The organism is Rhodococcus marinonascens NBRC 14363 (assembly GCF_001894885.1).
GTDB lineage: Bacteria > Actinomycetota > Actinomycetes > Mycobacteriales > Mycobacteriaceae > Rhodococcus_F > Rhodococcus_F marinonascens.
Map to the genome: position 1 here is coordinate 45,350 of NZ_BCXB01000010.1, position 13,039 is coordinate 58,388.

General features: G+C 64.9%; 12 protein-coding genes and 1 pseudogene. 11 read left to right on the forward strand and 2 right to left on the reverse strand.

The window, feature by feature from the left end:
- The first annotated feature begins 49 nt into the window (after positions 1-49).
- From RM2_RS09225 to RM2_RS09260, 7 genes are all read left to right on the forward strand, one after another.
- Entirely contained in the window at positions 50-736 is a 687-nt protein-coding gene (locus tag RM2_RS09225) for a cell division protein SepF (RefSeq protein WP_072688536.1), read from the forward strand.
- A 145-nt stretch (positions 737-881) separates the two neighbouring features.
- Positions 882-1,184, forward strand: coding sequence for a YggT family protein (locus RM2_RS09230; RefSeq protein ID WP_072688537.1), 303 nt, complete (start codon positions 882-884; stop codon positions 1,182-1,184).
- Between the two features lie 101 nt (positions 1,185-1,285).
- On the forward strand, positions 1,286-2,122 hold the full coding sequence (gene wag31 / locus RM2_RS09235) for a DivIVA-like cell division protein Wag31 (RefSeq protein WP_072688538.1): 837 nt from the start codon (positions 1,286-1,288) through the stop codon (positions 2,120-2,122).
- Positions 2,123-2,172: 50 nt separating this feature from the next.
- A complete protein-coding gene (locus tag RM2_RS09240) occupies positions 2,173-2,367 on the forward strand; it encodes a hypothetical protein (RefSeq protein ID WP_072688539.1) in 195 nt (64 codons plus the stop codon).
- A gap of 274 nt (positions 2,368-2,641) precedes the next feature.
- Positions 2,642-6,004 carry an isoleucine--tRNA ligase gene (locus RM2_RS25115; protein ID WP_281250405.1) on the forward strand — a complete coding sequence of 1,121 codons (3,363 nt, stop codon included), beginning with the start codon at positions 2,642-2,644 and terminating at the stop codon, positions 6,002-6,004.
- A 31-nt stretch (positions 6,005-6,035) separates the two neighbouring features.
- On the forward strand, positions 6,036-7,385 hold the full coding sequence (locus RM2_RS09255) for a DNA polymerase IV (RefSeq protein ID WP_072688540.1): 1,350 nt from the start codon (positions 6,036-6,038) through the stop codon (positions 7,383-7,385).
- Positions 7,386-7,537: 152 nt separating this feature from the next.
- Positions 7,538-8,041, forward strand: a complete 504-nt coding sequence (locus tag RM2_RS09260) for a WKL family lipoprotein (protein ID WP_072688661.1) — start codon at positions 7,538-7,540, stop codon at positions 8,039-8,041.
- A gap of 99 nt (positions 8,042-8,140) precedes the next feature.
- On the opposite strand, the gene RM2_RS09265 is transcribed toward RM2_RS09260, so the two are convergent.
- Positions 8,141-8,899, reverse strand: a complete 759-nt coding sequence (locus RM2_RS09265; protein WP_072688662.1) for a sensor domain-containing protein — start codon at positions 8,897-8,899, stop codon at positions 8,141-8,143.
- A pseudogene (locus RM2_RS09270) lies at positions 8,899-9,853 on the reverse strand (hypothetical protein). Before RM2_RS09270 ends, RM2_RS09265 begins: the two are co-directional and overlap by 1 nt.
- Positions 9,854-9,906: 53 nt before the next feature.
- Between RM2_RS09270 and lspA the strand changes: the two are divergent.
- From lspA to rarD, 4 genes are read left to right on the forward strand one after another with little or no spacing between them, the layout of a single operon-like run.
- Positions 9,907-10,473, forward strand: a complete 567-nt coding sequence (lspA, locus tag RM2_RS09275; RefSeq protein WP_174553840.1) for a signal peptidase II — start codon at positions 9,907-9,909, stop codon at positions 10,471-10,473.
- 14 nt (positions 10,474-10,487) lie between these two features.
- Positions 10,488-11,396, forward strand: a complete 909-nt coding sequence (locus tag RM2_RS09280) for an RluA family pseudouridine synthase (RefSeq protein ID WP_174553841.1) — start codon at positions 10,488-10,490, stop codon at positions 11,394-11,396.
- A 1-nt stretch (position 11,397) separates the two neighbouring features.
- The gene (locus tag RM2_RS09285) at positions 11,398-12,084 is read left to right on the forward strand and encodes a hypothetical protein (protein ID WP_084721706.1); all 687 of its coding nucleotides are present in this window, start codon (positions 11,398-11,400) and stop codon (positions 12,082-12,084) included.
- Positions 12,081-12,998: an EamA family transporter RarD gene (rarD, locus tag RM2_RS09290; protein ID WP_072688543.1), complete on the forward strand. Its 918-nt coding sequence runs from the start codon at positions 12,081-12,083 to the stop codon at positions 12,996-12,998. The genes RM2_RS09285 and rarD overlap by 4 nt, the downstream gene beginning before the upstream one ends.
- The last annotated feature ends 41 nt before the right edge of the window (positions 12,999-13,039 follow it).

Here is a 13,039-nt window from a genome sequence, read left to right on the forward strand (position 1 = left end):
CTACTGAATGCAGTAGGATTTTGTCCGCCACGCCAAGGAAGGTCGATCAATGAGCAGTCTTCACAAGTTCAAGGCTTACTTCGGCATGGTTCCCCTCGACGATTACGAGGACGAGTACCTGGACGAGCCGGAACGTGCTCGACGGACTGCTCGCCCTGCCCGCGACGGCGGACGCGATTCATATCCCGACCGCGATGATCGTGATTTCGCGGAACCGTCCTTCAGTAAGGCTGCTTACGCTCCCGGTCGCCGCGATGAACGCGATGAACGCGATGAAGAGTTCGACCGCTACGAGGCTCCGCGGCACTCGTCGCGGGTAGAGCCGGTGGGCATCCGATCGGCCCGTTCGGGTGCGAGCGGCGCAGTGCGCGGCAGCACACGCGGCGCGCTTGCCGTCGACAACCGCTCAGAGCGGGTGGAGAGTCACCGCGGACCCCTCTTCGACGAAGGTGGACCCCTGTCCAAGATCACGACGCTTCGCCCTCGCGACTACGGCGAGGCCCGCACCATCGGTGAGCGGTTCCGAGAAGGAACGCCCGTCATCATGGACCTCGTCGAGATGAGTAATGCCGACGCCAAGCGACTCGTGGATTTCGCTGCGGGACTCGCCTTCGCGTTGCGCGGATCTTTCGACAAGGTGGCGACGAAGGTGTTCTTGCTCTCACCCGCAGATATCGATGTGTCTGCAGAGGAGCGTCGCCGGATCGCGGAGACAGGCTTCTACAGTCAGAAGTAGACCCAGGGCTGGGCGGATCGTGGCGGGTGGAGACGACAATCGGGATCGAATATCCGGAACGGGCCGACCTCGGTGACTGTGGCGGAGAACGCCCTGGCTGCGTGGCGGTTTTGATGAAGCGGATATTCTCAGGCAGAGTGAAGGTGTGGCCTTGTTCTCGGTGATCTACTTGATACTGTTCGTTTTTTGGCTGCTGCTCATCAGCAGAATAATTATCGAATTCATACGAACTTTCGCACGGGACTGGCGGCCGTCCGGCGTTGTGGTCGTCGTTCTCGAAGCGGTTTTTACGGTCACGGATCCACCGGTCAAGCTGCTTCGGCGGTTGATCCCCCCGATCAATCTCGGTGGGGTTCGGTTGGATCTGTCCATCATGGTCTTGCTGTTCATCGTGTTCATCCTGATGACGATCGTTCAGGGACAAGCACGTGCTACTGGTTTGGTGTGACAGAATGGTCGACATTGATCCAGTCTTGTTTCATCGTTCCGTAGACTGTCTTGTAACTGATTGCTTGCTCGACCGCCAATGATGCGCGAAGGGATCCTTCCATGCCGCTGACTCCAGCTGATGTTCACAATGTCGCGTTCAGCAAGCCACCGATCGGTAAGCGGGGCTACAACGAAGACGAGGTCGATGCGTTCCTCGATCTCGTCGAGCAAGAGTTGTCGAGCCTGATCGAGGAGAACGCCGACCTTCGTCAGCGAGTGGCCGAACTCGACCAAGAACTCGCCGATGAGAAGAAGAGCCCGCGACCCGCGTCGGCCGCACAGAGTCCCGCTGTCAAGGCGGAGCAGGCTCGCGTGGTCGAGCAGCCGAAGGCGCCCGCGATGGCGCCTGCGGCAGCCGCGTCGGCCCCCGCTCAGGGCGCCGATGCTCACATGCAGGCCGCCAAGGTCCTGGGTCTCGCGCAGGAGATGGCAGACCGTCTCACGAGCGATGCGAAGACCGAATCCGAGCAACTGCTTGGCAATGCGCGCACGAATTCCGAGCAGCTTGTGAGCGATGCTCGTACGCGTTCCCAGACGATGATCTCGGATGCTCGTCAGAAGTCGGAAGCGCTGATCACGGACGCTCAGACTCGTTCCGAGACTCAGTTGCGCCAGGCCAAGGAAAAGGCCGACGCACTCCAGGCGGACGCCGAGAAGAAGCACACCGAGATCATGGCGACGATCAACCAGCAACGGTCTGTGCTGGAGGGCCGTATCGAACAGCTCAAGACCTTCGAGCGCGAATACCGTGTTCGCCTGAAGTCGTACCTGGAATCGCAGCTCGAGGAACTGGAGCAGCGTGGATCGGCGGTTCCGGTGGACGGCGGTCAGGATTCGTTCGCGCAGGGCGGTTCGCAGTCTAACTACAGCCAGTCCTACGCCAAGGGTGCCAGCTGACTGAGCGCGCAGGAGATGCACAGCCAGTCGGGCCCGGATAGAGGTGAGCCGTGCTGGTCGTGACACTCGCACTAGCAGCAGTGGGGTTCGCGCTCCTGGTGGTGGCCGTAACCACTGGCTCGGTCATCTGGGCCTGGGGATGCATCGTAGTGTGCGTCGCTGGAGCAGTCCTACTGCTCGTCAGTGCACTCTCCGGTAAGAAGACGGCCGCCCCTCACGGGCAGGAACACGGCCGGCCTGCGTGATGACGGCGACTGGGTCGGTCCCGACTTGGCCGACTAGACTGCATTCAGCGACAAATTTCAGACAGAAAGATACGGCGGAGATCCGGCCATCACCGGGGAGTCTTCGGAAGAACAGTCGGGATACCGGCTCAGTAGAACCGAACGGGCGGGCCCGTCACAGCCCGGCACCGAGAGGCGCCCTGAGGGGTTGCAAGCGGGGTGGTACCGCGGTGGTGACGCACGAGGCGTCCCCGTCGTCCCCGTGCCGAGCACGTCAGGCACGAGGAGTTTGCCGGTGACCAAGACCAGCAAAGTGAACAGCAGCAATGAGTCCTACCCCAAGGTCGACTACGGCGTCGCGGAGGATGCCGGTGTCAGGTTCCCGCGCATCGAGCAACGCGTGCTGGCAGGCTGGGAGGAGGACGATACCTTCCGCGCATCGATTGCCCAACGTGACGGTGCCCCCGAGTTCGTTTTCTACGACGGCCCGCCGTTCGCCAACGGTCTCCCGCACTACGGTCACCTCCTGACGGGGTACGTCAAGGACGTCATCCCGCGGTTCCAGACAATGCGGGGCAAGAAGGTCGAGCGCCGATTCGGTTGGGACTGTCACGGACTACCCGCGGAACTCGAGGCCGAGAAGCAACTCGGCATCCAAGAAAAGTCCGAGATCGATGTCATGGGTCTCGAGACGTTCAACGAGTATTGCAAGTCGTCGGTCCTGCGCTACACGGACGAATGGCGTAGCTACGTCACACGCCAGGCCAGGTGGGTCGACTTCGACAACGACTACAAGACCCTCGACCTCGACTTCATGGAGTCGGTGATGTGGGCGTTCAAGGAACTCTTCGACAAGGGGTTGATCTACCAGGGGTTCCGGGTTCTGCCCTACAGCTGGTACGAGCAGACGCCGCTGTCGAACCAGGAGACACGGCTTGACGACGCATACAAGATGCGCCAGGATCCGGCAGTCACGGTCGATATGCCGCTACACGGCCACGGACCGCTCGATGGCGCGAATGCGCTCATCTGGACTACCACTCCGTGGACGCTGCCGTCCAACCTCGCGGTCGCCGTTCACCCAGATATCGCCTACGTCCAGATCGCGGTGGACGGAAAGCGCTACGTGTTGGCCAAGGACCGGTTGACGCACTATGCCCGCGAGCTAGGTGAGTCACCGACGGTGGTGTCCGAGCACCCTGGTTCGGACCTCCTCGGGCTCAGCTACGATCCACCGTTCGACTTCTTTCTCGGACATAACAACGCGCACCGCGTCATCTCCGCCGACTACGTCACGACGGAGTCCGGTACCGGAATCGTGCACCTCGCACCGGCTTTTGGTGAGGAGGACATGGATTGTGCCACGGCGAACGGGATCGAGATCGTTCAACCGCTCGACCCGGCCGGCAAGTTCACAGCGATGGTGCCCCGTTACGAGGGTCTCCAGGTGTTCGACGCGAACGCGGTGATCATCAAGGATCTGAAGGCTGCTGGAAAGTTGCTGCGGCACGAGACGATCGAGCACTCGTACCCGCACAGTTGGCGCAGCGGGAAGCCGCTCATTTACATGGCTGTCCCGTCATGGTTCGTCGCTGTGACGAAGTTCCGTGACCGCATGGTGGAACTGAATCAGGACATTACCTGGATGCCGGAGCACATCCGCGACGGACAGTTCGGCAAGTGGCTCGAGGGTGCGCGAGACTGGAACATCAGCCGTAACCGGTACTGGGGCAGTCCGATCCCGGTGTGGGTGTCCGACGACCCGGCGTATCCGCGCACGGACGTGTACGGCTCGCTCGACGACCTCGAGCGAGACTTCGGTGTGCGTCCGACCGATCTGCACCGGCCGATGATCGATGATCTGGTGCGTCCTAACCCGGACGACCCGACCGGTAAGTCGATGATGCGACGCGTGCCTGAGGTGCTCGACTGCTGGTTCGAGTCGGGTTCGATGCCGTACGCGCAGGTGCACTACCCGTTCGAGAACAAGGAGTGGTTCGACGGAGGGTCGCTTGCGGGCCCGACCTTTGACGCAGGGGGGTCGCTTGCGGGCCCGACCTTTGACGCAGGGGGGTCGCTTGCGGGCCCGACCTTTGACGCAGGGGGGTCGCTTGCGGGCCCGACCTTTGACGCAGGGGGGTCGCTTGCGGGCCCGACCACGGGTGCGGGCCACTTTCCGGGCGACTTCATCGTCGAGTACAGCGGGCAGACCCGTGGCTGGTTCTACACCCTGCACGTGCTGTCCACTGCACTGTTCGATCGTCCTGCCTTCAAAACCGTTGCAGCACACGGCATCGTTCTCGGTGAAGACGGCCTGAAGATGAGCAAGTCGAAGGGCAACTACCCGGACGTCAACGAGGTGTTCGAGCGCGACGGCTCGGACGCCATGCGATGGTTCCTCATGTCCTCGCCGATCCTGCGCGGCGGAAACCTCGTCGTCACGGAGCAGGGCATCCGTGAGGGTGTCCGGCATGCGCTGCTGCCGCTGTGGAACGCGTGGAGCTTTTTGCAGTTGTACGCGCCGAAATCAGGCACGTGGCGGACGGATTCGGAGAACGTCCTGGATCGGTACATTCTCGCGAAGCTTGCTGGCACCCGGGATGTGATTACCGACGCGCTCGAGACGATCGACATTGCCGGTGCCTGCGACGAACTACGCACGTTCTGCGACGCGTTGACGAACTGGTACGTGCGCCGGTCGCGTGCACGCTTCTGGAACGAGGATCGCGACGCCGTCGACACCCTGCATACCGTGCTCGAGGTCGTCACCCGGCTTGCCGCACCGTTGTTGCCCCTGATCAGTGAGGTGATCTGGCGCGGGCTGACGGGTGGGCGTTCGGTGCATCTCGCGGACTGGCCGGCAGGAGCGGAGCCTGCGGAGCTCCTAGGGAGGGCAGGAGCGGAGCCTGCGGAGCTCCCGGGAAGCAAGGCTGATGCACTCCCCGCTGATACGGACCTGGTGTCGGCGATGGACGAGGTCCGGTCGGTGTGCTCGACTGTCCTCGGACTCCGCAAGGCCCAGAATCTCCGGGTGCGGTTGCCGCTGCCTGAGGTGACGGTGGCATCCGACGACGCCGAGCGTCTGCGTCCCTTCCTGGATCTCATCGCAGACGAGGTCAACGTCAAGAGGGTGGATCTCACCACCGACGTCGCCGCGCACGGCCGGTTCGAACTCGTCGTCAATGCCCGGGCTGCGGGACCGCGCCTGGGCAAGGATGTGCAGACCGTCATCAAGGCGGTCAAGGCCGGCGACTGGTCGGAGAATTCGGACGGTGTCGTGGTCGCGGCGGGGATCGCGTTGCTGCCCGAGGAGTACACGCGGCGGCTCGTTGCCGCAGAGCCGGAGTCGACGGCGGCGCTGCCCGACGGCGCTGGCCTGGTGCTGCTGGATTCGGTGGTCACGGAGGAACTGGAGGCCGAGGGCTGGGCGAAAGACCGCATCCGCGAGTTGCAGGACGCGCGCCGTGCCGCCGGACTCGAGGTGTCCGACCGGATCACCGTCGTTCTCGAGGTGCCGGCGGAACGACGGGACTGGGCGGTGGCCCACCAAGGATTGATCGCGGGTGAGATCCTTGCCGTCGACCTGAAACTGGCCGACGTGGAGGACGACGCCGTCGAACTCGGTGAGGGAGTGCGGGCGGCGATCGCCAAGGCATGATCTGTCGGACCGGGCGGGTAATTTGCACCAGGTGAGTCGACGGTGGGTCCTGCATCTCGATATGGACGCGTTCTTCGCGTCGGTCGAGCAACTCACCCGGCCGACGCTTCGTGGCCGCCCGGTCTTGGTCGGCGGTCTCGGCGGACGCGGAGTCGTCGCCGGGGCCAGCTACGAGGCGCGCATATTCGGCGCGTGCTCGGCAATGCCGATGCATCAGGCGCGGCGACTCGTGGGTCCCGGTGCTGTCGTGTTGCCGCCCCGTGGCCGACTCTATGGCTTGTTGAGCAAGTCCGTGTTCGACGCACTCCGCGGCCCGATGCCGGTGCTCGAGCAACTGTCGATGGACGAGGCCTTCGGCGAACCCACCGAACTGGCCGGGACGGATGCTTCTACGGTGCAACGCTATTGCGAGGGCCTGCGCGCCCTCGTTCTCGAGGAGACGGGACTGATCGCCTCGATCGGTGCCGGGTCGGGGAAGCAGGCGGCCAAGATCGCCTCGGGCCTGGCCAAGCCGAATGGGATCACGGTGATTCCACCGGCCGAACAACGTGCGCTGTTGGACGGACTGCCGGTGCGCAAACTGTGGGGCATCGGCCCGGTCGCGGAGGAGAAGCTGAAACGGCTCGGCATCGAGACGATCGGAGGCTTCGCCCGCACCTCGGAATCGGAAGTGGCCTCCATCCTGGGCACGACGATCGGACCCGGACTGCACCGACTGGCGCGGGGGATCGACAACCGTCCGGTGGCCGAGCGTGCGGAGTCCAAACAGGTCAGTGCCGAGACCACCTTCGCCACCGACATCGTCACGCTGGGGGAGTTGCGCGGAGCGGTCGAATCGAGCGCGGCGGCGGCCTTCGCGCGACTGCACAGGGACGGCAGGGCGGCCCGGACCGTGGTGCTGAAACTGAGGAAGGCCGACATGAGTATCGTGACGCGATCCGTGACGCTGCCGTATGCCACCCTCGACCGTCAGATCCTGGTTGCCGCCGCGCAGCGTCAGGTGATCGACCCGATCGAACTCGGACCGGTGCGACTGGTCGGCGTAGGGTTCGCCGGTCTGTCGACTGTGCGCCAGGGCTCACTGTTCCCGGAGTTGGAACTGGACGTCCCCGGCTACGAGGAATCGAGAATCCAGGACGGGGGCGGCGGCGACCACGTGGCTCGCACCGCGCCGGCACCGGCTCACGAAATCGACGGTCGGTGGTATCCCGGTCTCGACGTGATGCACCAGGACTTCGGTCACGGTTGGGTGCAGGGCGCCGGACACGGGGTCGTGACGGTGCGATTCGAAACGCGCACAACGGGGTCGGGGATCGCTCGGACGTTCAACCAGGACGAGGAGCAGCTCCAACGGGCTGATATGGAAGGGTCGCTCGAGTGACCGGCCCGTGCCGCATCAGCGGGTGGAAGCCGGACTCGAAGAGAAGGTAGCCTCACCCGGCAATGCTTACCGTTGGGTAAATGTCGGCCCCGGGCTTCGAGATGACCAGGTCGCCCGAGAAACGAATACCCGAGAATGAAGAGGTTATCGAGTTGAAGCTTCATAAGATCACGGTTTCCGCAGTAGCGATCGCCGCTGCCCTCACGATGTCCGCCTGTGGTTCGGACGATGGTGACCCGGCGACCAAGACCACGACCACCACAACTTCCGCAGCTGCCGAGACCGCGGAAGAACTCGTTGTACCCACCGCGGCCGAGTTCAACTTACTTCTGATGAAGGGTCTGGATCCGGCGACGCCGCTCGAGGAGAAGTCGATGATGGTCGAGGGCTCGGAGCAGGATCCGGAGCTCATCAACCAGGTTGCCGCCGCAGCCAGGGCCAACAACGCCGAGGTCACCGTACTCGACCCGGTCATCGACAACGGGGACGGCACCGCCAGTGGACAGTTGCAGCTGACCATCGACGGCCAGATCCTGCAGGGCGGCCTTCCGGCCATCTTCATTCCTGGCGAGAACGGAACGTGGAAGCTGTCGAATGTTACCGCGTGTCAGATCGTCTCGATGGCGCAGTTGACCTCGCCCGCATGCGTGGCCTGATCTCAGACTGAACCGCGCGGTCCTGACGGACAGCGTTCTCACCCGGATGCCGGCGTCCCTTCCGGGGCGTCGGCATCTGTCGTTCGAGGCCCGGTTGATTCAGCCGGCGGGCGCAGGCACCAGTTTGTTCACCACGGTGCGGGTCAGACCGTCGAAGACGCCTGCGTCGATCGGGTCCTGTCCCGTCGCGACGAGTTGGCTGACGGTGCCCCCGACGACGACCACCACCACGTCGGAGACGAGATCGAGGCCCGCGCTTGTGGTGACGAGCCGGAACGCAGCCGACGCATCGCCCACAGGCTCCTGGTCCCGTGCGCCGATCCGGTACTGCACTTGCACACCGTCCGCGTCCGTTCCCGAGTACTCGGCGCAGTGGTCGAGGCTGTGCTGCACCTCCGCGAACGCCTCGGCTGCGTCGGCGCCGGTTCCGTAGCTCGCCGCATCCTGGTCGATGGTGGTGAACCCCGGGCCAGCGAACGAACTCGACGCCGAGACGACCGCCCCGGCCCGCTGGTCGGCGACGGGGGAGAGGATCGCGCCGCACTGTGCCGGGTCCGTGCTCGCTGCCGGTGCTGTGCCGGGGTCCGTCGTTTCAGGGCCACGCTGCAACCCCAGATCTTCGAGGTTGGGCACCGGCGAGAATCCGGCCGGAAGGTCACCGATGTCGAGCAGGGCCGCCCGGAGTGTCGCCTGATCAACGAACGGCACTCCAGAGGCGTCCGGCGATACGGTCACTGCTGGTCCGAGCGGAGCGAGCGATATCGCGGCCTCGGCATCGCCGTCCGCGGACGAGCACGCCGACAACGCGAGCACCGCGAGCAGCGGGCAGGTGGTGGTGGCGGCCGGGCCACGGCGCATCAGGAAGTCCACTCGACGCGGTTCGACGTGGTCTGCTGCAGGCGCGTAGGGCCGTCCGGGTCGCTGTACTGCTGATCCCCGGTCACAGTGACGGTCCCGGCGACGGGCAGCGGAAGGTCGAGATCGATGGCGACACTGCCCGAACCCTGCATCACGTACCGGTCGACGTTGAGCGTGCCCGCCCCGCCGGGCAGGGTCCAAACCGGGGAGGTCGGCTGCTGGTCGATCGTGTAGTCGACGGTCAACAGGTCGCCGTCACGGGCTGTGAGAGTCGCGACGGCAGTCTGGTCGAGCGCGATGCCGCTCATCACCTGCTGATGGATCGTCCACTGGGCTCCCACTCCTACTGGCTCCGTGGGAAACGGGATCGTTCGGTACACGGCCTGGTAGAAGGCCTGTTCGACCGCGGACCGAGCGATGTCCTGAGCATTGGCGTTCGGACGCAATTGCAGTTCGGTGATCGCACTGGTGGGCTCGATCGTGAAGCCGGCCCCTGCCCCTTCGCTCGCTTCGAGAGCGAGTCCGAGGCGCTCGTTGGGACTGGTGACGTGGCCGAATGTGAGGTCGACGGTGGTCTCGCCGTCGACGTCCTCGGGACGCTGATTGACGACGGCGGCGAGGGGCACGGTGACCTCGGGAGAAGAGAAGTCCTGGGGGGGGCTGATTATCGATCTGCTGGAACACCTGCGCGTAGGTGATCAGCGTTGCCTGCTGCGAGACACCGTCCGGTAGTCGGCGCCGAATCACCTCGCGGGGTTCCTGGCCGGGTTGCGTCACTTCGACGGTGGTGGCTGAGATGGGAACGGTCACTTCTCCGGGCGTGGGTTCGGACCCCGCGGGGCTCGGCTCCGAGGAACCGACGCCACCTCCACATCCCGCGGCGAGGACGAGCAGGGAGATGGTTGCCCCGAGCAGTCGGAATCGGGGTCGTGGAGCTTTCGAGAACAGTGGCACATACCCAGGCTAGCTGCCGTTCGGGAGTGCGTGAGGGGTAGCTTTCCTGCGTAGTGGATGATGAAAGGGTGAGTCGAGACCCCACGGCAGAGAACGAGACCGACGTCGAAGACCGACCGGAGACGCCGAAGCCTCGGCGAATGTTGCTTCTGTTTGCGGTCGCGGGTGTCGTCCTCGCCCTGGATCTGCTGACGAAGATCCTCGCCGTCGCCAACATCGAGCCCGGCCACCCGATCTGGCTGGTCGGGGACGTCGTCTCGTTGCGATTGGTCCGCAACCCCGGTGCGGCGTTCTCCATGGCCACGAGTATGACGTGGTTGCTCACGTTGGTTGCGGTGGGCGTGGTCATAGGTGTCATCAAGATCGGTCGTACGCTCCGGTCACCGTGGTGGGCGCTCGGTCTGGGACTGGTACTCGGGGGTGCCCTTGGCAATCTCGTCGACCGTTTCTTCCGGGCACCCGGAGTGATGCAGGGCCATGTCGTCGATTTCGTTTCGGTCGGCTGGTGGCCGGTGTTCAATGTGGCCGACTCCGGCATCGTGTGTGGCGCAGTCCTGCTCGTCGTGCTCACGCTGATAGGCCTGGACCCGGACGGACAACGTCGGGGGGTGGAGAAGTGAGGGAAACACGGTCCATGCCGGTCCCGGACGGACTCGAGGCGATGAGAGTCGACGCCGGTCTCGCTCGACTGCTGGGCCTGTCGCGCACCGCGGTCGCCCAACTCACCGAGGAGGGTTCGGTGCTGGTCGACGGCGCAGCCGTCGGCAAATCGGACCGTCTGTCTGCCGGATCGTGGCTCGAGGTGGAAATGCCGGAACCACCGCGGCCTCTGGCCATCGAGGCGGAGCCCGTCGAGGGCATGGAGATCCTCTATGCGGACGACGACGTAGTCGCCGTCGATAAGCCAGTGGGTGTCGCCGCGCACGCCAGCGTGGGATGGACCGGACCGACGGTCATCGGTGGTCTCGCCGCTGCGGGCTTCCGGATCTCGACGTCGGGCGCGCATGAACGCCAAGGCATCGTGCATCGCCTGGATGTCGGCACGTCCGGGGTCATGGTGGTGGCGACGTCGGAACGCGCCTACACGCTGCTCAAGCGGGCGTTCAAGCAGCGGACCATCGACAAGCGATACCACGCCCTGGTGCAGGGTCACCCGGATCCGAGCAGCGGAACCATCGACGCGCCGATCGGAAGACATCGCAGCAACGACTGGAAGTTCACGGTCACCGCGGACGGCAAGCCGAGTGTCACGCACTACGACACCGTCGAGGCGTTCCAGTCGGCGAGCCTGCTGGACATCCACCTGGAGACGGGACGCACGCACCAGATCCGCGTGCATTTTGCCGCGCTGCGACACCCGTGTTGCGGCGACCTGACGTACGGGGCGGATCCGCGTCTGGCGGAACGTCTCGGTCTGGAGCGTCAGTGGCTGCATGCCCGATCCCTGGGCTTCGCACACCCTGCGGACGGGCGGTGGGTGGAGATCACATCCAAGTATCCGAAGGATCTCGAGGTCGCCCTCGAGGTTCTCCGGTCGAACTGAGGTGACGCGTCGGCGTCAGGGGGGATACGCGGTCTCGGCTGTCGCCGCAGTGGTTCTCGCCGCAGTGGTTCTCGTTGCGGTCACCGTAGTACTCGGAGTCGTCAATCCTGTTCGGCGGGTGCCCGTGTCGACGGACACTCTGGGCCCGGAAAACGGGGAAAGAGTATCCGATTACCTGGCCCGATCGTCTCGATCGCTCGATCAGGAGTTGCGGGGCGAACGCTGGGCGCTGGTCTCGTTCGAGACCCCGGTGACCACCGGGGTCGTGCGGGAACTCGCCTTGGGCGTGCGCGTGTCTCAGGTTATGTTCCGGGTGCCCCTCGAACGCGTGCAGACGCCCCTCATCGCCGTCTCCGTCGCTGCCGGTGACGCGGCACTCGCCCGAGCGAGCGTTCTGGCCGCCGGGCGGGTCCCGATGAAGACGGGCGAGACGGATCGGCAGGCCAACATCTCTGCGGTGTCCGCGGAGGAACTTTCCCGCAACTGCGCCTGCGTGATCGGCGTCGTCGTGCGCGCTGATCTCGATCAATTGACGGCGATGCGGTCCGCGCCGGAAGTGCGGGTGGTCGAGGCGCTCAGCGCTGACGCCGTGTTCGGCCGGTTCGCCGTACGACCGCTTCTTCCGGAACAGGTCGAGTTCGTCGAGCCCGGCCCCGACGACGGCTTCGTTCCCTGTGGTGGCTCGTGACGGAGAGAAAGATCGAAACGGTCGGTGCGGCGTATGGCGTCGGCGCCTACGTGATGTGGGGCGCGTTCCCGGCCTTCTTCGGCTTGCTCGGCCCTGCCGGACCGGGCGGGATCCTGGCCCACCGGATCGTGTGGACGCTGGCCCTCATGTTCGTCGTGCTCGCGGTGTCCGGTCGTATCGGCTCGCTGCGCGGACTAGGTGTGCGGACATGGCTGCTGGTTTCGGCCGCCTCGACAGCCATCGCGGTGAACTGGGGGACCTATGTCTACGGGGTGACGTCCGGCCGAGTCATCGAGGCTGCGCTCGGCTACTTCATCAATCCCTTGGTAAGCGTCCTGCTCGGTGTGGTGATCTTCAGGGAACGACTCGTTCCGGTCCAGATCGTGGCCCTCGCACTCGCGGCGACGGCGGTGCTGGTGATCACCGTCGACTACGGTCATCCGCCGTATATCGCCCTCACGCTGGCCGCCTCGTTCGCGCTGTACGGCCTGTGCAAGAAGGTGATGCCGCTCGATCCGCGGACGAGTCTGACCGCCGAGGGAATCGTGGCCGCACCGATCGCGGTCGGCTACCTGGTGTTCCTGGCCTTCACGGGCGCCGGTACGTTCTTCGGCAACGGCTCTGGACACAGCCTGCTGCTGATGGCTGCGGGACCCGTGACTGCGCTGCCGCTCCTGCTGTTCGGGGCCGCGGCGCAGCGGGTGCCCTTGCGCACACTGGGCATGCTGCAGTACCTGACACCCGCGCTGCAGATGGTGTGGGGCATCGCAGTTCTCCACGAGGACATGCCTCCGTCGCGGTGGGTGGGATTTGCGCTGATCTGGATGGCGCTTCTGATCTTCAGTACCGACCTGCTGGTGCGGACCCGGCGAGAGAGGCGCACCGTCGACTCGACGCCGGCTCCCGTCCAGTAACTCCCGTCACGACTTCTCCGACACCGACCGTCGCCGAGAGG